Genomic DNA, 20,869 nt, shown 5'->3' with positions numbered 1-20,869 from the left:
AAGCCTTTTACTCCCCAGCCTTTTTCGCGGCCTTCCTAGCCGTCATCATCTCTCTGAAACGCTTGGCCCAACCCGCCTTGGTCTGCCGCTCCGCCCGGACCAGCGCCAGCGCGTCGGCCTCGACATCGCTCGTCACGACCGAACCCGCGCCGACGATCGCGCCCGCGCCCACCTGGACCGGGGCGACCAGCGCCGAGTTGGAACCGATGAACGCGCCCTCGCCGATCACGGTGCGATATTTGAGGAAGCCGTCATAATTGCAGGTGATCGTGCCCGCGCCGATATTGGCGTTCGCGCCGACCTCGGCATCGCCCAGATAGGTCAGGTGGTTCGCCTTGGCACCGGGGCCAAGCACCGCCTTCTTCATCTCGACGAAATTGCCGACCCGTGCGCCCTCGCGCACATCGGCACCGGGGCGGAGGCGTGCATAGGGGCCGATATCGGCGCCGCTCGCCACGGTCGCACCCTCCAGATGGCTGAAGGCATGGATGGTCACGCCGTCCGCCACATGGACGCCGGGGCCGAAGACGACATGGGGTTCGATCACCACGTCACGGCCGATCCGGGTGTCATGGGCGAACCACACCGCGTCCGGCGCGATCAGCGTGGCACCGTCGGCCATCGCACGGGCGCGGCGACGGACCTGCCAGTCGCCTTCCACCACCGCCAGCTCGGCGCGGCTGTTGACGCCCGCCACTTCCCCGGCGCTCGTCTCGATCACCGCCGAAGGACGTCCATCGCCGGCCGCCAGCATGACGATATCGGGCAGATAATATTCGCCCGCCGCATTGTCGTTGCCGACCCGGTCGAGCAGGCCGAACAGGTCCTCCGAACGGACCGCCATAAGGCCGGAATTGCAAAGGGTTACGGCACGCTCTTCGGCACTGGCATCCTTGAACTCAACCATTCGGTCGATGCGCCCGTCGGCATCGGCGATCACCCGGCCATAGGCGGCGGGGTCGGCGGGTCGGAAGCCAAGCACTACCGCCGCGGGACTGTCCGCCTCGGCCAGCCGCTCGATCATCCGGCGCATCGTCGCGGTCTCGACCAGCGGCACGTCGCCATACAGGATCAGCACATCGCCCATAAAGCCCGACAGCGCGTCGCGCGCCTGCGCCACCGCATGCGCCGTACCGAGCTGCTCGGCCTGAAGCGCGGTCCGGACGCCCAGCGGCGTCACGGCCGCCTCGACCTGCTCGCGCCCGGCGCCCGTCACCACGACAATGCGTTCGGGCGAGAGCGCCCCGACGCTGTCGATCAGGTGGAGCAGCATCGGCCGTCCGGCGATCGGGTGAAGGACCTTGTGCAGGTCCGACTTCATGCGGGTGCCCTTGCCCGCGGCAAGGATGATGGCGGCGACTGGTCTCGTCATGATGGTTGCGCCTGCCATGGATTTCTTGCCAAAGCCATACCAAGACTTGGCGCAGGATGGCTCATGGACGCGAATTCACCCGACCGTTTTCCCTTTTCCATCGTGGGCTTCGATCTGGACGGCACCTTGCTCGACACCAGCGGCGACCTGGCGGCGGCGGTCAATCATGCGCTGGCCTCGATCGGGCGCCCGGCCCTCGATGTCGAGGCGGTGAAGCCGATGATCGGCGGGGGTGCGCGGCGGATGCTGGAACATGGGCTGGCGGCGACCGGGGGATGCGATGCCGAGACGCTGGATGTGCTCCACCAGCGGCTGCTGGACCATTATGAGGCGCATCTGGCGGATCATACATGCCCCTTTCCGGGCACGCTGGCGGCGCTCGACGAACTGGCGCTGCGCGGCGTCCGGCTGGGCGTCATGACCAACAAGCTGGAACGCTTCGCACGGGCGATCCTGAACGGACTGGGGCTGACCGACCGGTTCGATGCGATCATCGGCGGCGACACGATGGGCGTCGCCAAGCCCTCGCCGGTGCCGATCCAGGCGCTCGTCGCCCGGTGCGGCGGCGGGGCGGCGGCCTTTGTCGGCGATTCGATCTTCGACGTGCAGGCCGCCAAGGCCGCCGGCCTGCCGGTGATCGCCTGTTCCTTCGGCTTCCTCAGCCAGCCGGTCGAGACGCTGGGCGCCGATGCGATCATCGACGGCTATGAGGGCCTCATCCCGACGCTGGAGCGGCTCGCGCCTTCCGCCCCTTGATCCACAGGTGCCGCAGGAGGAGCGGCAGGGGCATCCGGATCAGGTGCGAACGCAGATAGAAGGCCAGACGGGTCAAGGGATGCCGCCCGCGTCCCCAGCCGTCACGCGCCAGGATGCGGCGGCGATAGAGACGGTCGGCCAGCGTCAGCGCCTGCCATTGCGGCGGCACGGGCGTGCCGAACAGCGCATGGCTCAACCGCATCGCGCGGGCGACGGCCCGGTCCAGCCCATGGTGGCGGGCCCGCTCGGCCAGCCCTCCGCAGCCCCCTTCGCCGACCAGCGCGTGGATATCCCAAAGATTGCGCAGCCCGCCCGTCAGGTCGCCATCGGCGAACAGATGCGCGGCAGCATGGACGATCATGTCGAGGTGCGACAATACGGCCAGCCCTTTGGTCAGCGGCACCGCCCCCGCGATCAGCCCGGCCGCGTCGGGCTTGGGTCGCGCGGTCGGGGGCAGGATCGTGTGATGCACGTCGAGCATCCGGTCGCGGTCGCGATGGATCAGCGGCGGCAGTTCATGCATCCATCGCCGGTAGTAAAGATCGTCATAGGGGTCGGGCTTGACCCACTCCCATCCCGCCTCGATCAGCCAGGTCTCGGCCCGGTCCAGATCGGCCTGGGGTAGCAATATATCGCAATCGCCGATCGATCGCCCACACCCCGCCGCCAGCCCCGCCGCCACGAAGGCCGTCCCCTTCAGCAGGATGACCGGACGACCCAGCGGGGCCAGCGCATGGGCGACGCGGTTCGCCTCCCACAGCGCCGCACGCCGCCCCTCCTCCGCCGCAGCCTTCGCATCGGCCAGGCACAGGGCGACGCGCGGCGGCAGGTCCAATCCGTCCAGCCGATAGGCCAGCGTGCCGATCAGCAGCTCGGCCCGCGCGACGGTCAGCACCGCCGTCCAGTCGCCCGCCGTCAGATGCCGCGCGCATCCCGGCTCTCGCAGCAAGGCGATCAGCCGCTTGGCGGGGGTCAGAGCGGGGGTCACAGGGCGGCCCATAGCGCCTCCACGGCGGCGATCCCCGCTTCGCCATCGGGATAATCGACGGCGACCGCCGGAACCTCGGCACGCAGGCGGGTCAGGGCGCGGAACCCCGGCTCGCCCATCGCGACATAATTGGTCGATGCTTGGGTCAGCCGCACGAAACATTCGGCCGGGGGCAGCGGGCGGATCGCCAAGGGGAAGCCGAAACGGGGAAACAGCAACAGGGCGGGCCGCGCGGGTTCGTCCATCGCGGCGATGGCGGCGCGGTCGGGGGCGACATGGCGGATGTCGCCCTTGGGCGTTCCCGACAGCAGCGGTCCGGTGACCCGGCCTGCCGGGATGGCCGCCAGGCTCTCATTTTTCAGGCTGACCGGGCGGGGGAAGGGAAAGGCGAGCCCCGATGCGGGATCGATCAGCGCGAACTCGTCGCCCATGAACCGCCAGCCCCGCTCGGCAAGGAGCAACGCCAGCGTCGACTTGCCCGCACCGGAGATGCCGCTCATCACGATGGCCTTGCCGCCGCGCGCCACCACCGAGGCATGCAGCAGCAAATGCCGTCGATGCCCCAGCGCCATTTGCAGGTTCATGCCCAGCTCGGCCGCCAGCAGCCCCTGGGCCAGCGGCAGCGGCGCCGCCTCCGGCAAGCGATAATCGCCGCCGATATGGATGGATGGGCGAAGCCACCGCCGCCAGGGCTGCCCGGCCTCCAGTCGCACGCTGAAATCGGCGAATTCGGCACGCGGATAATCGCGGTACAGCGCCTCGACCGCCGCGATCGGCCCCCGCCAGTCGGAGCCGATGCGAAAGCCGACCGGCCCGACGCGCAGGGTCGTTCGATACCTCATAGCCTCTCGACCAGCCCCGCCGCCTCCAGCTCGGCCAGCCGGGCCAGCAGCATCGCCTCCGCATCGCCCGGCTCGCCCAGATCGAAGTCCCGCGACAGCCGGGCCAGCAGCGCCCCGGCGTCCAGCGGCGCATCCGCCAGCGCGCGCAGGATCTGCGGCGCGGGTTCGGTCAGCAAATGGGTGATGCCCGACGGCCGGTGGAAGACGGCGGTGAACATGTCCAGCGGCTCGACCAGCAACAGCTCCGCCCCCGCCGCGCGGTAGCGCGGAGCGGCCATGGGTCAGCCGCCCGGCATCTGGAGCGAGGCATAGCAGGTGAACCCGCCCTGCCCCCGCTGCAACCGGCGGATATAGTTGAGATAGGCCCGGTTGCTGAGCGAGTTGGAATTGGGCAGCTGGCCGCCCTGCAGGGCGCGCTTCACTTCCTCGCCGGTATAGGGGCGGCCGGGGGGCGCGAACGAACCCTGCGTGCGCGCGGGCACGGTGGACCCGTCGCGCGCGATATAGCTGCCCGCGCGCCCCGGATCGGGAACGGGAATCTGGCAGTTCAGCACCGAGCCCGTCGTCTGCGCCAGCGCGGGGCGGATCGCGACCACCGTGCTGACCCCAATCGCCCCCAGCATCAGCGCGCGGCGGCTGGATGTGGCGGCACGCAATGGTTCGGGGCCGTCATCGTCGGTCCGGTAGGGCTGGGGCGTCTCGTCCATGTGGAGTGGATGTCCCATATTCGCGCTTTCGCGACAAGCACCTGAGCGATCCCGCCTGCCCCGCATCGGGAGAGGGCGGATGATGCGGGAAGACAGGGCGACCCGCGCCCGCTACATCGGCGACATCATGGGATTCGGCATTCGCACCTTGTGGGGCATCGTGGTGGCGGTGGTCGCTGCGATCGTGGTGTTCCTGACCGCCGGGCCGGGGCCCGCGATCATCACGCTGGTCGGCGGGATCGCCGCCGCGCTGGTCGCGAGCGAGGGCGAGGCGACCGACGCGGAAGAGGACGACAGGCAGGTCGAGGACGGCGATACGCTGTCCCCCCTGCTGACCGAGGCGCTGGATGCGATCGTCGAGCCGGTGCTGCTGATCGAACGCGGCCAGGTGACGCTGGCCAACCGCGCCGCCCGCACGCTGCTAGGCGCGCATATCATTGGTGAGGATGCGCGGATCGCCATCCGCCATCCCGCCGCCGCCGAGCGGTTGATGGCTCCGGGTGCGACCGCCCCCGACCATCCCATTTCGCTCGTCGGGCTCGGCTCGCTCGACCATCGCTGGGAGATGCGGCTCGCCGACACCAGCGGTGGGCAGCGGATCGTCCATCTGATCGATCAGACCGCGCACGACGCCGCCGAGCGGATGCGCGTCGATTTCGTCGCCAATGCCAGCCACGAACTGCGCACCCCCCTCGCCTCGATCCTGGGGTTCATCGAGACGCTGGGCGACGAGGCGGGCGAGGATGCCGAAATTCGCGCGCGGTTCCTGAAGGTGATGTTCGACGAGGCGCGTCGGATGCAGCGGCTGGTCGAGGACCTGATCTCGCTCAGCCGGATCGAAGCGGACAAATATCGCCAGCCCGCCCAGCCGGTCGCCATGGCCGATCTGGTCCAGCATGTCTGGGACGAGTTCCTCGACTCCGGCTCGCCGCGCGCCGAAGACATCGGCTGCGACGTGGCCGAGGGGTTGCCGCCGATCGCAGGCGATCGCGCGCAATTGTCGCAGATGCTCCACAATCTGATCGGCAATGCGATGAAATATGGGCGCGCCGAAACCCCGGTGCGCGTCACGCTGGACCGCGACGGGCCCATGCTGCGCCTGACGGTGGCGGACCGGGGCGAGGGCATCGCGCCGGGCCATATCCCCCGCCTGACCGAGCGTTTCTACCGCGTCGATTCGGGGCGCAGCCGCAGCATCGGCGGCACGGGGCTGGGGCTCGCGATCGTCAAGCATATCGTCGAGCGGCATCGCGGACGGCTGGATATCGCCAGCGAGGTCGGGGTGGGAACGACCGTCACCGTCCGCCTGCCCCCGATAAAATCCAGCGAGAAACCCGTTTCCGAGGGCACTGTCACAAAAACGCAATAGAAATGTCACACGGAGGTCCGGTGGGCGTGGCAGCGCCGGCCCACACCCGTTCCGGTGTGTTCAAGGATCATGATGCGCCTGCCCTGCCTTCTCGCCGCGATCGTCGCGCTGGCGGCCTGTCACGATCAGGCCAATGGCGGCGGTGCGGGCGTGCGGGATCAGATCACGGCGGTCGGCTCCTCCACCGTCTATCCCTTCACGACCATCATCGCCGAGCGTTTCGTCACCGCCGATCCCGATGCCAAGGCGCCGGTGATCGAGTCGACGGGCACGGGCGCGGGCATGAAGCTGTTCTGCGCCGGGATCGGTGCGGCGCATCCCGATATCGAAAACGCCTCGCGCCGGATGAAGGCCGCCGAATATCGCGATTGCGCCGCGCATGGCGCGGCCGCGCTGCTGGAGATTCCCATCGGGATCGACGGCATCGCCTTTGCCGAATCGAAGCGCGGGCCGCGCATGGCGCTGAGCACCGTCGACCTATACCGGGCGCTCGCGGCGCATCCCGGCGGGCGGCCCAACACGGCGCGGACCTGGCATGACGTCAATCCCGCCCTGCCCGCCATTCCGATCCAGGTCTATGGTCCCCCCGCGACCAGCGGCACGCGCGACGCGCTGGCCGAGCTGATCCTGATGCGTGGGTGCGATGCGGTCGAGCCGGGCGCGGCGACGCTGGCGCATCGCGATCCCGATGCCCACCGCCTGCTCTGCACCCGCGTCCGCGACGACGGCGCCTATATCGATGCAGGCGAGAACGACAATCTTATCGTCCAGAAGCTGCAATCCAACCCCGATGCGCTGGGCGTGTTCGGCTATTCCTATCTCGAGGAAAACCGCAACACGGTGAACGGGGTGGCGATCGACGGCATCGCCCCCAGCTATGAGGCGATCGCCGCCGACCGTTATCCGGGTTCGCGGCTGCTCTATCTCTACGTCAAGAAGGCGCATCTCGATGCCATTCCGGGGTTGCGCCAGTTCCTGTCGCTCTATGCCGCCAATTGGGGGCGTGGCGGGCCGCTGGTCCGGCGCGGGCTGATCGCGGCGCCTGCCGGGGTCCAGGCACGGGCGCGGTCGATCATCGCGAACGAGACCGCCCTCGATCCGGAGACCCTGCCGTCATGAACGGCGTCATCCTTCTGGTCCTGATCGTCGGATTGGGTGTCATCGCCTGGGCGACCACGCGGATGCGCGCGCTCGGCTTTCGGCGGCGGACGGGCGGACGGGTCCGCTCGCTGCCCCATCATCATGGCTGGTATGTCGCGCTGTGGACCGCCGCGCCGCCGCTGATCTTCCTGGCGGTCTGGGCCGCGACCTCGCCCGCGCTCGTCACCGATATGGTGCTGGGCACGCCCGCCGCCGGACGCTTGCCGCCGCCGGGCTTCGAGCGGGCGGCGATCCTGTCCGAAGCGCGGGCGCTCGCCGCCGGACAGGCGCACGGGGCCTTCCATACGCTTTCGCGCACCCTGGCCCCCGCTTACGCAACCGCCCAGACGCGCATCGACTGGATCGCGACCGCCATCGTCCTGCTGCTCGCGCTGGCGGGCGGTGCCTATGCCTATCTGCGGGTCCGACCCGAATTTTCGGCGCGGACGCGGATCGAGCGGGTGGTGCTGGGGCTGCTGCTCGGCGCCTCGCTCATCGCGATCCTGACGACCGCCGGGATCGTCGCCTCGCTGCTGTACGAGGCCGGGCGCTTCTTTTCGGTGGTGCCCATCACCGACTTCCTGTTCGGCACGCATTGGAGCCCGCAGGTCATCGATCCTCGCGATCCGGGCGCGTCGCTGGGTGCGGTGCCGCTGTTCTGGGGAACGTTCTTCATCGGCGCGGTGATCGCGATGGCGGTGGCCATTCCGTTCGGGCTGATGAGCGCCATCTACCTGACCCAATATGCCCAGCCGCGCGCGCGCCGGATCATGAAGCCGGTGCTGGAGGTGCTCGCGGGTATCCCGACCGTCGTCTATGGCTATTTCGCCGCGCTGATCGTCGCGCCCGCCGTCCGCCAGTTCGCGGTGTCGATCGGCATCGAATGGGCATCGTCGGAAAGCGCGCTGGCCGCCGGGCTGGTCATGGGGGTGATGATCATCCCCTTCGTCTCGTCCATGGCCGACGACAGCCTGGCGGCCGTGCCCGATTCGATGCGCGACGGCAGCCTGGCGATGGGGGCGACCCCGTCCGAGACGATCACCCGCGTCATGCTGCCCGCCGCCCTGCCCGGCGTGGTCGGCGGCGTCCTGCTGGCGGTCAGCCGCGCGATCGGCGAGACGATGATCGTCGTCATGGCGGCAAGCGGGGTTGCGACCCTGACCGCCAATCCCTTCGCCAGCACCACGACCGTCACCCGCCAGATCGTCGACCTGCTGACCGGCGAGGCGGAGTTCGACAGCCCCAAGACGCTCGCGGCCTTCGCGCTGGGGCTGACGCTGTTCGTCATCACGCTGCTGCTCAACATCATCGCGCTGAGCGTGGTGAAGCGTTACCGGGAAACCTATGAATAGCCCGCCCCCTTCCCCGGCGGACGACGCCCCCACCATCTGGAACAGCCCCGCCATGACGCGCCGCCTGCGCCGTCGCTATGCGGCGGAGCGGCGGTTCCGGTTGATCGGCATGGCGGCGGTCGCCCTGTCGGCGGCGTTCCTGGCCTTTCTGCTGATCACCATGGTGGCGCAGGGGATTGGCGGCTTTACCCAGACGCGCGTCACCCTGCCCGTCGACCTGGCCGCCGCCGAACTACCGGTCGAGCCCGCGCGACTGAAGGGACGCGGTGCCGACCTCGCGCTGGCGGGCGCGGGGCTGGAGCATGCGGTCGACGGCGCAGCGACCCTGGCCTTCGGCGCCGACGGCACCGACCTGTTGTCGCCGGGTGCGTGGATCGTGGTGCGCGATGCGGTCAAGGCGGACCCGGCCCTGTTGCGCGGCACCACGCGCTTCTCGCTGCCCGTCGCCAGCGCCTATGACGTCGCGGCCAAGGGCGAAGGCACGCCCGAGGCCGAGGCGGTGGTCGCGCGGCTCAAGGCCCGCGGCGTCCTGTCGACCGGGTGGAACCTGACCTTCCTGACCGATGCCGATGCGACCGATCCGACCCGCGTCGGCATCTGGGGCGCGGCCAAGGGATCGCTGCTGACCATGCTGGTCACGCTGGCGCTCGCCTTCCCGATCGGGGTGCTCGCCGCGCTCTATCTGGAGGAATATGCGCCGAAGAACCGCTGGACCGACCTGATCGAGGTGTCGATCAACAATCTCGCGGCGGTCCCGTCGATCATCTTCGGCTTGCTGGGGCTGGCGGTGTTCCTGGGCACCTTCGGCCTGCCGCGTTCGGCTCCGCTCGTCGGCGGGCTGACGCTGGCGCTGATGACGATGCCGGTCATCGTGATTGCCGGGCGCAACGCGATCAAGGCGGTGCCGCCTTCGATACGCGACGCGGCGCTGGCGATCGGCGCCTCGCGGGTTCAGGTGATCTTCCACCATGTCCTGCCGCTCGCGCTGCCCGGCATCCTGACCGGCACGATCATCGGCATGGCCCGCGCGCTGGGCGAGACCGCGCCGCTGCTGATGATCGGCATGCGCGCCTTCATCGCCGCGCCGCCGCAGGGGCTGACCGATCCGGCGACGGTGCTGCCGGTGCAGATCTTCCTGTGGTCCGATCAGGTCGATCGCGGCTTCATCGAAAAGACCTCCGCCGCGATCATCGTCCTGCTCGTCTTCCTGCTCGCGATGAACGGGCTGGCCATTTACCTCCGCAATCGGTTCGAGACACGCTGGTGAGCATTCCCAAGATAACCGCGCGCAACGTCAGCGTGTCCTACGGCGCCAAGCAGGCGATCCACGACATTTCGATCAATGTCGAACGGGATCACGTCATCGCCTTTATCGGCCCGTCGGGCTGCGGCAAGTCGACCTTCCTGCGCACGCTCAACCGGATGAACGACACCATCCCCTCGGCGCGGGTGTCGGGGGACGTGCGGCTGGACGGGCAGGACATCTATGCGCCCGAGATGGACGTAGTGCAGTTGCGCGCTCGCGTCGGCATGGTGTTCCAGAAGCCCAACCCCTTCCCCAAGTCGATCTACGAGAATGTCGCCTATGGTCCGCGCATCCATGGGCTGGCCGCGTCGCGCGGCGAACTCGATATGATCGTCGAGCGCTCGCTGACCCGTGCCGGGCTGTGGAACGAGGTGAAGGACCGGCTGTCGGAAAGCGGCACCGCGCTGTCGGGCGGGCAGCAGCAGCGTCTGTGCATCGCACGCGCCATCGCGGTCGACCCCGAGGTGATCCTGATGGACGAGCCGTGCAGCGCGCTCGACCCGATCGCGACCGCGCGGATCGAGGAACTGATCCACGACCTGCGCGGCCGCTACGCCATCGCGATCGTCACCCACAATATGCAACAAGCGGCCCGCGTGTCGCAGCGCACCGCCTTTTTCCATCTCGGCACGCTCGTCGAGTACGGGAAGACGTCCGACATCTTCACGAACCCGAAGGAAGAGCGGACGAAGGACTATATTACCGGCCGTTACGGCTGAGGACGAGGATCATGGACCACACCGTAAAGGCATTCGACAACGATATCGGCCGCTTGCGCGGACTGATCAGCCAGATGGGCGGATTGGCCGAGGAAGCGATCGCCAATGCGATCCGCGCGCTGCAACGCTCCGACCTGGAACTGGCGCGAAAGGTTCGCGAGGACGACAAGGCGATCGACCTGATCGAGGCGGAGGTCGAGCGGCTGGCCGTGCGCACCATCGCGCTGCGCGCGCCGATGGCCAACGACCTGCGCGAGGTCGTCGCCGCGCTGAAGATCGCCAGCGTCGTCGAGCGGATCGGCGACTATGCCAAGAACATCGCCAAGCGCGTGCCGATGATCGAGAGCGAGGACCGGATCGAGCCCGTCTCCATCCTGCCCGCCATGGCCAAGATCGCCTCGGCGATGGTGCATGACGTGCTCGACGCCTTTGCCGCGCGCGATGCCGAGGCGGCGGTCCGGGTCCGCGACAGCGACAACGCACTCGACGATTTCTACGATTCCATCTTCCGCACGCTCGTCACCCATATGGTCGAGAATCCCAAGACGATCGGACAGGTCGCGCACCTGCTGTTCATCGCCAAGAATCTCGAACGCATCGGCGACCATGCGACGAACGTCGCGGAGATGGTCTATTTCGCCGCCACCGGTACCCAGATGGGTGAGCGGGATCGCGGCGGTACTTGGCCTTCTTGAGGGAACAGGCACCATGGCACGGGTAAAGATGTTGCTGGTCGAAGACGATGCCGCGCTGGCGGAACTGCTCGTCTTCCATTTCAAGCGCGAGGATTTCGAGGTCGCCCACACGCCCGACGGCGAGGAGGCGCTGTTGCTGGCGCGCGAGAGCACGCCCGACATCGTCCTGCTCGACTGGATGGTCGAGGGGATTTCGGGGATCGAGGTCTGCCGCCGCCTGCGCCGTTCGCCCGAGACCGCGAACGTGCCGATCATCATGCTGACCGCGCGCGGCGAGGAAGAGGACCGGGTGCGCGGGCTGGAGACGGGCGCGGACGATTATGTCACCAAGCCCTTTTCCCCGCGCGAACTGGTCGCGCGGGTCGGCGCGGTGCTGCGCCGCGTGCGCCCGGCGCTGGCGGGCGAGGCGCTGACCTATGCCGATATCGAGATGGACACGGTCGGCCACAAGGTCCGCCGCGCGGGCGAGGTCGTCTCGCTCGGGCCGACCGAGTTCCGCCTCCTGAAGCACTTCCTGGAGCACCCAGGCTGGGTCTTCTCGCGCGAGCGGCTGCTCGACGCGGTATGGGGCCATGATTCGGATATCGAGAGCCGGACCGTCGACGTCCATATCCGCCGTCTGCGCAAGGCGATCAATGTCGGCGACCGGCCCGATATCATCCGCACTGTGCGCTCGGCGGGCTATTCGCTCGACGCCGGGGGCTGAACGTGAACGGGCCGTCAGAATTGGGCCGGGTGCGAAACGATGGAGCCAAGTCGCGGGTGGGGCGTTCAATCCACCGCGCTAACGCACTTGCGCTTCTGAACAGGAGATTCGCATGAAGCTCGTAATTCTGGCGGCCGCCACGCTGATGGCAGCCCCCGCCCTCGCCCAGACGACCACCCAGGCGGACGCCACGGCCCAGGCCGGTGCCAGCACCGGACAGACCGGCACCACCGCGTCGGCCGACGCCTCGATGCAGGCCAGTGCCTCGGCCGGGACGGAGACGCCGGGCGGCTATCAGCCCGCGCAGCCGCCGATGGCGTCGCCCCCCGCCCCCGGCGTGCCGGTCATCTTCAAACAGGCGCCGAGCCCCGAACAGGCCTATCCGGCCCCGGCCGCGCTGAAGAGCTATCCGATCTGCAAGAAGGGCCAGTTCGACCAGTGTCGCCAGCGCGGCGGCAAGTGATCGCCTGCCCCGATTGCTCCGACGAAGCGCCGATCCTCTCGCGAGGGTCGGCGTTTTGCTGTCGGAGCGGCTATTCCTCGACCAGCTTCATCAGGCGGCGCTCGACCGGCGCCAGCACCGGCCCCAGCTCATGCCCGCGCTTCAGCACCGCCCCGGCCTCGCCGATCAGCGCCCACATGCCCTGGCGGTTGCGCAGCGCCGGGCGCTTCTCGATCCGGTATTCGGGCCGCTCGGCGGTACGGCGAAAGGCCGAGAAGATCGCGGCGTCGCGCCCCAGATCCATCGCATAGTCGCGCCAGTGTCCCGCCGCGACCATCCGGCCATACAGGTCGAGGATGCGGTTCAGCTCGGCACGCTCGAACCCCACCTGCCCCGGTGCCTTCGGAAACGGGACGATCCCCATCAGGCGCGGTCGCGCTCGATATTCTGTTCGGCCAGCAGCGTGTCGAGCTGTCGCCGCAGCGTGTCCAGCTCGCACCGCAGCATCTCGATCTTCTGGGTCTGGGGGTCGAACACCTCCGAACAGGGCGTACCATAGGGGACGAAGCGCTTCTCGGGCGCCGCGCCGCCCTCGACCATCGTCGGCCTTGCCGGAATGCCGACCATCACTGCGCCTCCGGGCACGTCACGCGTGACGACCGCATTGGCCCCGACCCGCGCACGCGGGCCGATCGTGATCGGGCCGAGCACCTGCGCGCCCGATCCGACGATCGAACCGTCCATCAGCGTCGGATGCCGCTTGCCCGCCACGCCATTGTCGGGGCTGGTCCCGCCCAGCGTCACGCATTGATAGATGGTGACGTCGTCGCCGATCTCCGCCGTCTCGCCGATCACGACGAAGCCATGGTCGATGAAGAAATTCCGCCCGATCTTCGCACCCGGATGGATGTCGATCGCGGTCAGGAAGCGGGTGAAATGATTGACCAGCCGCGCGAGAAAGAAGGCGCGCGACCGGTAGAGCCGATGCGCCACGCGGTGCCCCGCCAGGGCCCAGACGCCCGGATAGAGCAGGATCTCGGCACGCGAGTGCGGAGCGGGGTCACGAGCCCGGATCGAATCGAGATAAGCGGCCAATCGGCTCGGCATGAGCATGTCCCCAGATGCGATACCGGCATTTAAGCACGGCTTTTCCTGAATTCCAGATAGGCGTGGAACCTTGGCGGACGCGACAAAGTCTATCTTTGTTGCAGCCACGCTTCGGGCACGGCATGGGCCGGGCGTCACAGGGTAAGGAGAGATGATGGACCCGACCAGTAGCGAATGGATCCATATCCTGCCCTTTATCGGCGTCGGCTTTGCCGCCCAAGTGGTCGACGGCGCTTTGGGCATGGCGTTCGGGGTGATTTCCAATACCCTGCTGATCAGCTTGGGCGTGCCCCCGGCAGCCGCGTCGGCGGGGGTTCACAGCGTGGAAACCTTCACGACCGCCGTATCGGGGATCAGCCATGCGGTGCATCGCAACGTCAACTGGCGGCTGTTCCTTCGGCTGATGATTCCGGGCGTCATCGGCGGCGCGCTGGGCGCCTATGTCCTGTCCAATATCGATGCGGCGGTGGTGAAGCCGTTCATCCTCGCCTATCTGACCGCGATCGGCGTCTATCTCCTGATCCGTGCCTGGCGGCACAAGGCGCATAGCCGCGAGCCGAAGGTGGTCGAGCCGCTGGGCTTTCTCGGCGGGTTTCTCGATGCGGCGGGCGGCGGCGGATGGGGGCCGGTCGTGACCTCCAACCTGCTGGCCCAGGGCGCGGCCCCGCGGACGACGATCGGGACGGTCAACACCGCCGAGTTCTTCCTGACCGCGACGATCTCGGCGACCTTCATCACCCAGCTGGGTTGGGAGGCGTTCACCATGGCGACGGTCGGGCTGCTGATCGGCGGTATCTGCGCCGCGCCGTTCGGTGCGATGCTGGCCAAGCGCGTGCCCGCGCGGGTCTTGCTGACGCTGGTCGGCGTCATCCTGACCCTGACCAGCCTTTGGGGTTTCTACCAGGCCATGAAGGGCTGACCTGCAAGAGCGATGGGGCGCCCGGCCAATGCCGGCGCGCCCCTCGACCGGTTACGCGATCGCCGCGTGGACGGTCGCCACCGCCTGCATCACCGCCGCGATACGGACCGAGGTCTGGATGACCTCCGCCGTGACGCCCGCCTTCTTCAGCACCGCCTCATGTGCGTCGATGCACATGCCGCAGCCGTTCATCGCCGACACGGCGAGGCTGAACAGCTCGAAATCGATCTTGTCGATGCCGGGCGCGCCGATCACGTTCATGCGCAGCTTGGCGGGCATGTTGCGATATTCCTGGTTCCCGGCCAGGTGCGTGAAGCGGTAATAGACATTGTTCATCGCCATCACCGCGGCGGCCGCGCGCGCCGCATTGGCCGCCTCGGCCGACAGCTTGGGGGCGCATTCGGCTTCCGCCGCCTCGACCAGCGGCTTGTGGCCCGAGCCATGCGCACAGGCGAGCAGCAGGCCGTATTTGCGCTGGTCGTTCAGCACTGGCTCGTTGATCAGCGAGCCGACGTTCAGGCGGATGTCCTTGGCGAAATCGGGCAGCTGCCCGGCAAATTCCTTGAGCGACATGGATGGAATGCTCCAGATATGCGACGCCCCAGTCCGGGCCGTCGATCGCATGGGACCGACGACCCTCGCCGGGGCGCCTGAAAGATGGGCCGGGGGACGATGCCGCCCCCCGACGCGAAGATTACTCGGCCGCGAGCTGGAGGACGTCGTCGCCCTTGTTCCAGTTGCACGGGCACAGCTCGTCGGTCTGCAGCGCGTCGAGAACACGCAGCGTCTCGGCCGGGTTGCGGCCGACGTTCAGGCCGTTGATCGTGACGTGCTGGATGACATTGTCGGGGTCGATGATGAAGGTCGCGCGGTAGGCGACATGCTCATTCTTGTCGACGATGCCCAGCGCGTCGGCCAGGACGCGGCCATTGTCCGCGATCCAGGGGAAATCGGCCGCAGCCAGATCCGGGTCCGACTTGCGCCATGCCAGGTGGACGTGCGCGGTGTCGGTCGACGCGCCGATCAGTACGGCGTCGCGATCCTCGAAATCGCCCTTCAGCTCGGAATAGCCGACGATCTCGGTCGGGCAGACGAAGGTGAAGTCCTTAGGCCAGTAGAACAGGACCTTCCACTTGCCCTCGTACGACGTGTCGCTGATCGTCTCGCCGGCGGGCAGCGCGCTGGTGCCCTGCTGGACGGGAACGGTGAATGCGGGGAGCTTGTCTCCAACGGTCAACATGGCAATGTGCCTCCTTCTCTAGAAATTCGGCTCCAGCCATCCTCTCGCACGATCGGCGGTTCGACCGCCTGTATTCGTTGTACCGACGGATATGGGGACTGGCGCCTTTGATCCAACAAGCTATTTGTCACATGGCAATCGACTGAGACGATCAATGGCCGCGACCTATCTACCGACCCTGAAACAGCTTCAATATCTCGTGGCCTTGCAGGACCATGGCCATTTCGGCCGGGCCGCCGACGCCTGCTTCGTGACCCAATCGACCCTGTCGGCAGGCCTGCGCGAGCTGGAAACGCTGATCGGCGTGACGTTGGTCGAGCGGACCCGGCGCGTGGTGCGCTTCACCCCGCTGGGCGAACGGATTGCCGACAAGGCGCGCCGGGTGCTGCGCGAGGCGGACGAGCTGGGCGACATGGCGCGCGCCGCCGGGCGTCCACTGTCGGGCGAGATGCGCATGTCGGTCATCCCGACCATCGCGCCCTTCATGCTGCCGCGCATCCTGCCCAGACTCCGCCGCGACTTTCCCGACCTGAAGCTGTTCCTGCGCGAGGAGCCCAGCGGCCCCGCCTGCGAGCGGCTGCACAATGGCCGCACCGACTGCGTGCTGCTCGCCCTGCCCTTCGCCTGTGGCGAGGTGACCGCCGAGCCGCTGTTCGACGACCGGCTGTTCGTCGCCTTCCCGACCGACGAGGATCACAGCCCCCCGCCCGCCTTCCCGGCGTCGGCGATCGACGAGAATCGGCTGCTGCTGCTCGAGGACGGGCATTGTCTCAAGGACCATGCGCTCGCGGCGTGCAATCGCCCCGAGCTGCGGGCCGAGGCGACGATGCTGGGCACCTCGCTCCACACCATCGTTCAGATGGTGGACAATGGGCTGGGCATGACGATGCTGCCCGAAATGGCGCTGCGGTCGGGTATCCTCGACAATACCAACATCACCGCGCGGCCGCTCGACGCCGACAATGCCGTGCGCAAGATCGCGCTGGTCTGGCGCCGGGCGAGCCCGCGCGAGAAGGATTTCCGGCTGCTCGCCCAGGTGCTGGCGGAAGCGGCCTGATCGATCGCGTTCATCGACACCCATCGATTTGCAAAGGAGTTTTGGCCCATGACCCATCCAGCGAAGCGCATGCTGGCGGCCCTGCCGATGGCGGCTCTGGTGATGCTGGGCGCCTGCGGGCGGGGACGGGACGAGCGAGAGGCGCCCGCCGCCCCCTCCGCCACGGCGGTCACGGCGCCCGCGCAGGAGGCCCCCTTCGTCGCCGACCGGCCGATGGCGCCGACCCGCACCATCCTGGACAATGCGGCCGCGACCCCTTCGCTCTCGTCGCTGGTCGCGGCGATCCGCGCGGCCTCGCTCTCGACCACGCTGGCGGGCCCCGGCCCCTTCACGCTGTTCGCGCCGACCAATGCGGCGTTCGGGCGGCTCGCCCCCGGTGTCGAGGCGCAGCTGCTCCAGCCCGCCAACCAGGCCTCGCTGGTCCGCGTGCTGCGCTATCACCTGGTGCCGGGGGTGGTGACGGTGACCGAGCTGCAACGGCGTATCGCGGCGGGCGGCGGGACCGCCACGCTGATGACGGCACAGGGCGAACCGCTGACCCTCAGCATGACCCAGTCGGTCATCACCCTGACCGATGGCGGCGGTAACAAGAGCTATATCGAGGCGGGCGACATGCGTCAGGCCAACGGCATGATCCACATCGTGAACGGTGTATTGGTGCCAAAACTGGATTAAGTGCGTTACCCTCGACGGGGCGTCCGTTTCGCAACCGGTTCGGATGTCCTGCCCTTCCACGCGGCGTGGGCCCCTATGTGTGCTCCGCCGCCCATAGACGGGAATATGCTTTCATGACGAAGACCTTTGCCATCCTGATGTCAGCCACCGCGATGGTCGCCGCGGGCACCGCCGCCACCGCCCAGACGGCCCAGACCGCGCCGACGGCCACGGCCCCCGCCCAGGCTCCGGCCCAGCCTGCTCCGGCCACCCCGGCCGCGACCGGCACCGTCGTTCAGGTCCTCGCCGCCACGCCCGACCGCAGCACGCTGGCCAAGCTGGTCACGACGGCGGGTCTGGCCGTCGATCTGTCGGGCCCCGGCCCCTTCACCGTCTTCGCCCCCAGCGACGAGGCGTTCAGCCGCATGCCCGCAGGCGCGCTCGACACGCTGAGCCAGCCCGCGAACAAGGCGGCGCTGACCACGATCCTCAAATATCACGTCGTCTCGGGCAAGCTGACCGCCGAGCAGTTGAAGCAGCAGATCGCCGCCGGCAACGGCACCGCGACGCTGACGACGCTCGCCGGACAGCCGCTGACCGCGCAGCTGGGGCCTAACGGCAACATCATGCTGACCGACGTTAACGGCCAGAAGGCCTATGTCGACAAGGCGGACGTGGCGGCGACCAACGGCGTCGTCCATCTGACCAACGGCATCAGCGTGCCGAAGATCGGCTGATCCCTCCCCCCCTCGGGGGACGATCGGAAAGGCGGGGCTGCGGCTCCGCCTTTTTTGTGTCGATCAGATGTCGTCCCAGCGCGCGGCAGCCGCCCCGTCGCTGTCGCGCGCCTCGACCCAGCGGGCGTCCGCCCCCCGCGTCTCGCGTTTCCAGAACGGCGCATCGGTCTTGAGCCGGTCGATCAGATAGGCGCAGGCGTCCAGCGCATCGCGCCGATGCGGGGCTGCCGCCGCGACGAAGACGATCCGCTCGCCGGGCCGCATCGGTCCGACCCGGTGGACGATGGTGGCCGCCTGCAACGACCACCGCGCCTTGGCGAGATGGGCGATCCTGTCCAGCGCGCCCTCGGTCGCGCCGGGATAATGTTCGAGTTCGAGCCGGTCGACCCCGTCGTCCGCGCGGACCAGCCCGCAAAAGGTGGCGACCGCGCCCACCTCCGCCTGCTCGACGTGCGCCGCCTCGGCCGCCAGGTCGATGGGATCGCGCGATACGAGAATCCGGATCATCCGCCAGTCACCGGCGGGAAGATCGCGACCTCGCGCGCCCGACCGATCGCCGTATCGAGGCCGACGAAATTCTGGTCCACCGCCGCGCGCAGCCGTTCCGGCTCGGCCAGCGCCTCGGCATAGCCGCCGCCCCGCGTCGCCAGCCAGCCGATCAGATCGGCCATGGTCGCGACCTCCGGCGGCGGGGTGACCGTCTCTTCGGACAGGCCGATCCGTTCGCGGACCCAGGCGAAATAGAGAATGGTGAGCGGCATCAGCTGTCCATATGCTTGAGGCCGACGCGCAGATAGTCCCAGCCGGTGACGAGCGTCAGCACCGCCGCGCCCCACAGCGCGGCCAGCGCCGCCACGTGGAGCCAGGGCCATCCGGGCAGCGCCCCGCCCAGGATCAAGCCGCCCAGCGCGATCAGTTGCAGCGTCGTCTTCCACTTGGCGAGCCGCGACACCGGCACCGACACCTGCAACTGCGCCAGGAATTCGCGCAGGCCCGAGACCGCGATTTCCCGCAACAGGATGACGAGGCCCGCGACGACGCTGATCCCGCTCAACACCTGCACCGCGACCAGCACCAGGATCACCGAAGCGACCATGATCTTGTCGGCGATGGGGTCGAGGAACACGCCCAGCTTGGACACCGTGCCCTTGGCCCGCGCCAGATAGCCGTCGAAATAATCGGTGATGCCCATCAGGCAGTAGAGCGCGAAGGCGATGGCATAGCCCAGCGCCCATTCGGGTTGCCACAACAGCCCCGCCAGAAGCGGCACGGCCAGGATTCGCGAGAGTGTCAACAGGTTGGGCAGCGTCAGCATAAGGCCTTCTAACGACAAGCCTGCCCATGACAAACCGCTTTAAGCGGTTGGCGATGGCCCGCCGGATGGTTATGTTGCTGCCATTCTGTTGCCACGATCGGGCCATTTTTCGTTATGCTCAATGCCCTCGGGCTTCTCAAGCGGCGTCGGTTCCTGCCGCTGTTCGCCACCCAGTTTCTCGGCGCCTTCAACGACAATCTGTTCAAGACCTCGATGGTGCTGTTCGCGACCTATGCGATCTTCACCGATGCGACGTCGGAATCCTATTTTAACGCCGCCGCGACCGGGGCATCGATCCTTCCCTTCGTCTTCCTCTCGGCATTGTCGGGACAGCTGGCGGACAGCCATGACAAGGCGCGGATCATCCGCATCGTCAAGACGGTCGAGATCGGCATCATGCTGGTCGGCGCGGCGGGCCTGCTGATCGCCAGATCGGGGCATAGCACCATCGGGCTGGCGCTGATGCTGGGCACGGTGCTGGCGCTGGGCGTCCATTCGACCTTTTTCGGCCCGATCAAATACGCCATCCTGCCCCAGCATCTGGAGCCCGACGATATTCTGGGCGGCACCGGGCTGGTCGAGGCGGGCACCTATCTCGCGATCCTGCTGGGCACCGTCGCGGCCGGATGGATCCCGGTCGAGACGGCGGCGGGCGGCGTGATCGTCGTGGCGGTGCTGGGCTGGTTCACCGGGCGGCAGGTGCCCCCCGCCCCGCGCGAAGGGCCGCCGCTCAAGCTGAACTACAACCCCTTCACCGCATCCTGGCGGCTGATCTCGGCGACGCTGCATATCCGCCGCCTGTTCCTGGCCATCATCGCGATCAGCTTCTTCTGGACGATCGGCGCGGTGCTGATCATCGTCTTCCCGCCACTGGTCAAGAATGTGCTGACCGCCGACAAGGAGGTGGCGAGCCTGGCCATCGCGATCTTCTCGGTCGGGGTGGCGATCGGATCGGTGGTCATAAACACGATGCTGAAGGGTGAGATCTCGGCGCGCTATTCGCCGATCTCGGTCATCGCGATGGGGGCGTTCGTCGTCCTGTTCTCGGTCCTGTGCCGCAACTGGACACCGGCGCCCGATGGCGGGCTGTATAGCTGGCAGGCATTCCTCGCCGAACCGCGCGCGATCGGCATCCTCGCCACCTTGCTCGCCATCGCGACGACCGGCGGCATGTTCGTGGTCCCGCTCTATGCCTTCCTGACCACCACCGTCGAAAAGGACCAGACCGCGCGTACCGTCGCGGCGAACAACATCGTGAACTGCTTTGCGATGACGATCGGCTCGGTGGCGGTCTTCGGGATCAGCGCGATGGGCGTCACGCCGGAGAATATGCTGTTCGTCGTGGCGGGCATGTGCCTGGTTTCCGCCTGGCTGGCGCTCCGGCTCCACCGCGCCTGCGACGATGGGTGCGTCCAGCCGGGCTGATCCCGCCCGGCGAACGGCGGC

At 68.1% G+C, this 20,869-nt stretch carries 26 protein-coding genes; 14 read left to right on the top strand and 12 right to left on the bottom strand.

The genetic code is table 11. The features are described 5' to 3' along the window. Positions 1 to 7: 7 nt before the first annotated feature. Positions 8 to 1,372: a bifunctional UDP-N-acetylglucosamine diphosphorylase/glucosamine-1-phosphate N-acetyltransferase GlmU gene (glmU, locus tag ACFX59_RS07070; RefSeq protein ID WP_387430980.1), complete on the bottom strand. Its 1,365-nt coding sequence runs from the start codon at positions 1,370 to 1,372 to the stop codon at positions 8 to 10. A 63-nt stretch (positions 1,373 to 1,435) separates the two neighbouring features. Here glmU and ACFX59_RS07065 point away from each other — a divergent pair, with 63 nt between their 5' ends. Further along, a complete protein-coding gene (locus ACFX59_RS07065; RefSeq protein ID WP_387430977.1) occupies positions 1,436 to 2,128 on the top strand; it encodes an HAD-IA family hydrolase in 693 nt (230 codons plus the stop codon). On the opposite strand, the gene ACFX59_RS07060 is transcribed toward ACFX59_RS07065, so the two are convergent. Genes ACFX59_RS07060 through ACFX59_RS07045 form a run of 4 tightly spaced genes read right to left on the bottom strand, consistent with a single transcriptional unit; the run spans position 2,088 to position 4,683 of the window. Then, on the bottom strand, positions 2,088 to 3,128 hold the full coding sequence (locus tag ACFX59_RS07060; RefSeq protein ID WP_387430975.1) for a nucleotidyltransferase family protein: 1,041 nt from the start codon (positions 3,126 to 3,128) through the stop codon (positions 2,088 to 2,090). The genes ACFX59_RS07065 and ACFX59_RS07060 overlap by 41 nt on opposite strands. After that, positions 3,113 to 3,958 (bottom strand): HprK-related kinase A, encoded by an 846-nt coding sequence (locus ACFX59_RS07055; protein ID WP_387430973.1) that lies wholly within the window; start codon positions 3,956 to 3,958, stop codon positions 3,113 to 3,115. Before ACFX59_RS07055 ends, ACFX59_RS07060 begins: the two co-directional genes overlap by 16 nt. Next, positions 3,955 to 4,236 carry an HPr-rel-A system PqqD family peptide chaperone gene (locus ACFX59_RS07050; protein WP_309702514.1) on the bottom strand — a complete coding sequence of 94 codons (282 nt, stop codon included), beginning with the start codon at positions 4,234 to 4,236 and terminating at the stop codon, positions 3,955 to 3,957. Before ACFX59_RS07050 ends, ACFX59_RS07055 begins: the two co-directional genes overlap by 4 nt. Before the next feature lie 3 nt (positions 4,237 to 4,239). After that, the gene (locus ACFX59_RS07045) at positions 4,240 to 4,683 is read right to left on the bottom strand and encodes a hypothetical protein (RefSeq protein WP_387430969.1); all 444 of its coding nucleotides are present in this window, start codon (positions 4,681 to 4,683) and stop codon (positions 4,240 to 4,242) included. A 64-nt stretch (positions 4,684 to 4,747) separates the two neighbouring features. Between ACFX59_RS07045 and ACFX59_RS07040 the strand changes: the two genes are divergently transcribed. The 8 genes from ACFX59_RS07040 to ACFX59_RS07005 all read left to right on the top strand — a co-directional run bounded on the left by ACFX59_RS07040 (position 4,748) and on the right by ACFX59_RS07005 (position 12,415). Next, complete coding sequence (locus ACFX59_RS07040) at positions 4,748 to 6,034, top strand: sensor histidine kinase (protein WP_387431203.1); 1,287 nt, start codon at positions 4,748 to 4,750, stop codon at positions 6,032 to 6,034. 72 nt (positions 6,035 to 6,106) lie between these two features. Continuing rightward, positions 6,107 to 7,153, top strand: coding sequence for a substrate-binding domain-containing protein (locus tag ACFX59_RS07035; protein WP_387431201.1), 1,047 nt, complete (start codon positions 6,107 to 6,109; stop codon positions 7,151 to 7,153). Further along, positions 7,150 to 8,526 carry a phosphate ABC transporter permease subunit PstC gene (gene pstC / locus ACFX59_RS07030; RefSeq protein WP_387430967.1) on the top strand — a complete coding sequence of 459 codons (1,377 nt, stop codon included), beginning with the start codon at positions 7,150 to 7,152 and terminating at the stop codon, positions 8,524 to 8,526. Before ACFX59_RS07035 ends, pstC begins: the two co-directional genes overlap by 4 nt. Before the next feature lie 52 nt (positions 8,527 to 8,578). Further along, a complete protein-coding gene (pstA, locus tag ACFX59_RS07025) occupies positions 8,579 to 9,793 on the top strand; it encodes a phosphate ABC transporter permease PstA (RefSeq protein ID WP_354293067.1) in 1,215 nt (404 codons plus the stop codon). Then, complete coding sequence (gene pstB / locus ACFX59_RS07020; RefSeq protein ID WP_387430964.1) at positions 9,790 to 10,551, top strand: phosphate ABC transporter ATP-binding protein PstB; 762 nt, start codon at positions 9,790 to 9,792, stop codon at positions 10,549 to 10,551. Before pstA ends, pstB begins: the two co-directional genes overlap by 4 nt. Before the next feature lie 11 nt (positions 10,552 to 10,562). After that, the gene (gene phoU, locus ACFX59_RS07015; protein WP_307098958.1) at positions 10,563 to 11,246 is read left to right on the top strand and encodes a phosphate signaling complex protein PhoU; all 684 of its coding nucleotides are present in this window, start codon (positions 10,563 to 10,565) and stop codon (positions 11,244 to 11,246) included. 13 nt (positions 11,247 to 11,259) lie between these two features. Beyond that, positions 11,260 to 11,952 carry a phosphate regulon transcriptional regulator PhoB gene (gene phoB, locus ACFX59_RS07010; RefSeq protein ID WP_307098960.1) on the top strand — a complete coding sequence of 231 codons (693 nt, stop codon included), beginning with the start codon at positions 11,260 to 11,262 and terminating at the stop codon, positions 11,950 to 11,952. Positions 11,953 to 12,064: 112 nt separating this feature from the next. Continuing rightward, entirely contained in the window at positions 12,065 to 12,415 is a 351-nt protein-coding gene (locus ACFX59_RS07005) for a hypothetical protein (protein WP_307098963.1), read from the top strand. Between the two features lie 70 nt (positions 12,416 to 12,485). Here the strand turns inward: ACFX59_RS07005 and ACFX59_RS07000 are convergent, their stop codons facing one another. Together ACFX59_RS07000 and epsC are read right to left on the bottom strand one after the other, a co-directional pair. After that, positions 12,486 to 12,818, bottom strand: coding sequence for a DUF2794 domain-containing protein (locus tag ACFX59_RS07000; RefSeq protein ID WP_307098965.1), 333 nt, complete (start codon positions 12,816 to 12,818; stop codon positions 12,486 to 12,488). After that, entirely contained in the window at positions 12,818 to 13,501 is a 684-nt protein-coding gene (epsC, locus tag ACFX59_RS06995; RefSeq protein WP_387430959.1) for a serine O-acetyltransferase EpsC, read from the bottom strand. Before epsC ends, ACFX59_RS07000 begins: the two co-directional genes overlap by 1 nt. A gap of 151 nt (positions 13,502 to 13,652) precedes the next feature. Between epsC and ACFX59_RS06990 the strand changes: the two genes are divergently transcribed. Next, a complete protein-coding gene (locus ACFX59_RS06990) occupies positions 13,653 to 14,420 on the top strand; it encodes a sulfite exporter TauE/SafE family protein (protein ID WP_387430957.1) in 768 nt (255 codons plus the stop codon). A gap of 51 nt (positions 14,421 to 14,471) precedes the next feature. On the opposite strand, the gene ACFX59_RS06985 is transcribed toward ACFX59_RS06990, so the two are convergent. Both ACFX59_RS06985 and ACFX59_RS06980 read right to left on the bottom strand, forming a co-directional pair. Next, positions 14,472 to 14,993: a carboxymuconolactone decarboxylase family protein gene (locus tag ACFX59_RS06985; RefSeq protein WP_307098971.1), complete on the bottom strand. Its 522-nt coding sequence runs from the start codon at positions 14,991 to 14,993 to the stop codon at positions 14,472 to 14,474. 121 nt (positions 14,994 to 15,114) lie between these two features. Further along, positions 15,115 to 15,660, bottom strand: a complete 546-nt coding sequence (locus tag ACFX59_RS06980) for a peroxiredoxin (protein WP_307098974.1) — start codon at positions 15,658 to 15,660, stop codon at positions 15,115 to 15,117. Positions 15,661 to 15,814: 154 nt separating this feature from the next. Between ACFX59_RS06980 and ACFX59_RS06975 the strand changes: the two genes are divergently transcribed. From ACFX59_RS06975 to ACFX59_RS06965, 3 genes are all read left to right on the top strand, one after another. Then, on the top strand, positions 15,815 to 16,717 hold the full coding sequence (locus ACFX59_RS06975) for a hydrogen peroxide-inducible genes activator (protein ID WP_307098978.1): 903 nt from the start codon (positions 15,815 to 15,817) through the stop codon (positions 16,715 to 16,717). 48 nt (positions 16,718 to 16,765) lie between these two features. Continuing rightward, complete coding sequence (locus ACFX59_RS06970; RefSeq protein ID WP_387430953.1) at positions 16,766 to 17,392, top strand: fasciclin domain-containing protein; 627 nt, start codon at positions 16,766 to 16,768, stop codon at positions 17,390 to 17,392. Between the two features lie 113 nt (positions 17,393 to 17,505). Then, positions 17,506 to 18,108: a fasciclin domain-containing protein gene (locus ACFX59_RS06965; RefSeq protein WP_387430950.1), complete on the top strand. Its 603-nt coding sequence runs from the start codon at positions 17,506 to 17,508 to the stop codon at positions 18,106 to 18,108. 63 nt (positions 18,109 to 18,171) lie between these two features. Here ACFX59_RS06965 and ACFX59_RS06960 read toward each other — a convergent pair whose 3' ends face one another. Genes ACFX59_RS06960 through pgsA form a run of 3 tightly spaced genes read right to left on the bottom strand, consistent with a single transcriptional unit; the run spans position 18,172 to position 19,423 of the window. After that, a complete protein-coding gene (locus ACFX59_RS06960) occupies positions 18,172 to 18,615 on the bottom strand; it encodes a molybdenum cofactor biosynthesis protein MoaE (protein ID WP_387430948.1) in 444 nt (147 codons plus the stop codon). After that, positions 18,612 to 18,869 carry a molybdopterin converting factor subunit 1 gene (moaD, locus tag ACFX59_RS06955; protein ID WP_387430946.1) on the bottom strand — a complete coding sequence of 86 codons (258 nt, stop codon included), beginning with the start codon at positions 18,867 to 18,869 and terminating at the stop codon, positions 18,612 to 18,614. Before moaD ends, ACFX59_RS06960 begins: the two co-directional genes overlap by 4 nt. After that, positions 18,869 to 19,423, bottom strand: a complete 555-nt coding sequence (pgsA, locus tag ACFX59_RS06950; protein ID WP_307098988.1) for a CDP-diacylglycerol--glycerol-3-phosphate 3-phosphatidyltransferase — start codon at positions 19,421 to 19,423, stop codon at positions 18,869 to 18,871. The genes moaD and pgsA overlap by 1 nt, the downstream gene beginning before the upstream one ends. A 114-nt stretch (positions 19,424 to 19,537) precedes the next feature. Between pgsA and ACFX59_RS06945 the strand changes: the two genes are divergently transcribed. Next, on the top strand, positions 19,538 to 20,848 hold the full coding sequence (locus ACFX59_RS06945) for an MFS transporter (RefSeq protein WP_387430944.1): 1,311 nt from the start codon (positions 19,538 to 19,540) through the stop codon (positions 20,846 to 20,848). Positions 20,849 to 20,869: the final 21 nt, after the last annotated feature.

It is taken from the genome of Sphingomonas sp. NCPPB 2930, from assembly GCF_042867205.1.
Lineage (GTDB): Bacteria > Pseudomonadota > Alphaproteobacteria > Sphingomonadales > Sphingomonadaceae > Sphingomonas.
This window is presented reverse-complemented; position numbering and strand designations above follow the sequence as displayed.

Excerpts from the sequence above, each read along its gene's own strand:
- glmU (WP_387430980.1), bottom strand. The coding sequence starts at position 1,372 with ATGACGAGACCAGTCGCCGCCATCATCCTTGCCGCGGGCAAGGGCACC.
- ACFX59_RS07065 (WP_387430977.1), top strand. The coding sequence starts at position 1,436 with ATGGACGCGAATTCACCCGACCGTTTTCCCTTTTCCATCGTGGGCTTC.
- ACFX59_RS07060 (WP_387430975.1), bottom strand. The coding sequence starts at position 3,128 with ATGGGCCGCCCTGTGACCCCCGCTCTGACCCCCGCCAAGCGGCTGATC.
- ACFX59_RS07055 (WP_387430973.1), bottom strand. The coding sequence starts at position 3,958 with ATGAGGTATCGAACGACCCTGCGCGTCGGGCCGGTCGGCTTTCGCATC.
- ACFX59_RS07050 (WP_309702514.1), bottom strand. The coding sequence starts at position 4,236 with ATGGCCGCTCCGCGCTACCGCGCGGCGGGGGCGGAGCTGTTGCTGGTC.
- ACFX59_RS07045 (WP_387430969.1), bottom strand. The coding sequence starts at position 4,683 with ATGGGACATCCACTCCACATGGACGAGACGCCCCAGCCCTACCGGACC.
- ACFX59_RS07040 (WP_387431203.1), top strand. The coding sequence starts at position 4,748 with ATGCGGGAAGACAGGGCGACCCGCGCCCGCTACATCGGCGACATCATG.
- ACFX59_RS07035 (WP_387431201.1), top strand. The coding sequence starts at position 6,107 with ATGCGCCTGCCCTGCCTTCTCGCCGCGATCGTCGCGCTGGCGGCCTGT.
- pstC (WP_387430967.1), top strand. The coding sequence starts at position 7,150 with ATGAACGGCGTCATCCTTCTGGTCCTGATCGTCGGATTGGGTGTCATC.
- pstA (WP_354293067.1), top strand. The coding sequence starts at position 8,579 with ATGACGCGCCGCCTGCGCCGTCGCTATGCGGCGGAGCGGCGGTTCCGG.
- phoU (WP_307098958.1), top strand. The coding sequence starts at position 10,563 with ATGGACCACACCGTAAAGGCATTCGACAACGATATCGGCCGCTTGCGC.
- phoB (WP_307098960.1), top strand. The coding sequence starts at position 11,260 with ATGGCACGGGTAAAGATGTTGCTGGTCGAAGACGATGCCGCGCTGGCG.
- ACFX59_RS07005 (WP_307098963.1), top strand. The coding sequence starts at position 12,065 with ATGAAGCTCGTAATTCTGGCGGCCGCCACGCTGATGGCAGCCCCCGCC.
- ACFX59_RS07000 (WP_307098965.1), bottom strand. The coding sequence starts at position 12,818 with ATGGGGATCGTCCCGTTTCCGAAGGCACCGGGGCAGGTGGGGTTCGAG.
- epsC (WP_387430959.1), bottom strand. The coding sequence starts at position 13,501 with ATGCCGAGCCGATTGGCCGCTTATCTCGATTCGATCCGGGCTCGTGAC.
- ACFX59_RS06990 (WP_387430957.1), top strand. The coding sequence starts at position 13,653 with ATGATGGACCCGACCAGTAGCGAATGGATCCATATCCTGCCCTTTATC.
- ACFX59_RS06985 (WP_307098971.1), bottom strand. The coding sequence starts at position 14,993 with ATGTCGCTCAAGGAATTTGCCGGGCAGCTGCCCGATTTCGCCAAGGAC.
- ACFX59_RS06980 (WP_307098974.1), bottom strand. The coding sequence starts at position 15,660 with ATGTTGACCGTTGGAGACAAGCTCCCCGCATTCACCGTTCCCGTCCAG.
- ACFX59_RS06975 (WP_307098978.1), top strand. The coding sequence starts at position 15,815 with ATGGCCGCGACCTATCTACCGACCCTGAAACAGCTTCAATATCTCGTG.
- ACFX59_RS06970 (WP_387430953.1), top strand. The coding sequence starts at position 16,766 with ATGACCCATCCAGCGAAGCGCATGCTGGCGGCCCTGCCGATGGCGGCT.
- ACFX59_RS06965 (WP_387430950.1), top strand. The coding sequence starts at position 17,506 with ATGACGAAGACCTTTGCCATCCTGATGTCAGCCACCGCGATGGTCGCC.
- ACFX59_RS06960 (WP_387430948.1), bottom strand. The coding sequence starts at position 18,615 with ATGATCCGGATTCTCGTATCGCGCGATCCCATCGACCTGGCGGCCGAG.
- moaD (WP_387430946.1), bottom strand. The coding sequence starts at position 18,869 with ATGCCGCTCACCATTCTCTATTTCGCCTGGGTCCGCGAACGGATCGGC.
- pgsA (WP_307098988.1), bottom strand. The coding sequence starts at position 19,423 with ATGCTGACGCTGCCCAACCTGTTGACACTCTCGCGAATCCTGGCCGTG.
- ACFX59_RS06945 (WP_387430944.1), top strand. The coding sequence starts at position 19,538 with ATGCTCAATGCCCTCGGGCTTCTCAAGCGGCGTCGGTTCCTGCCGCTG.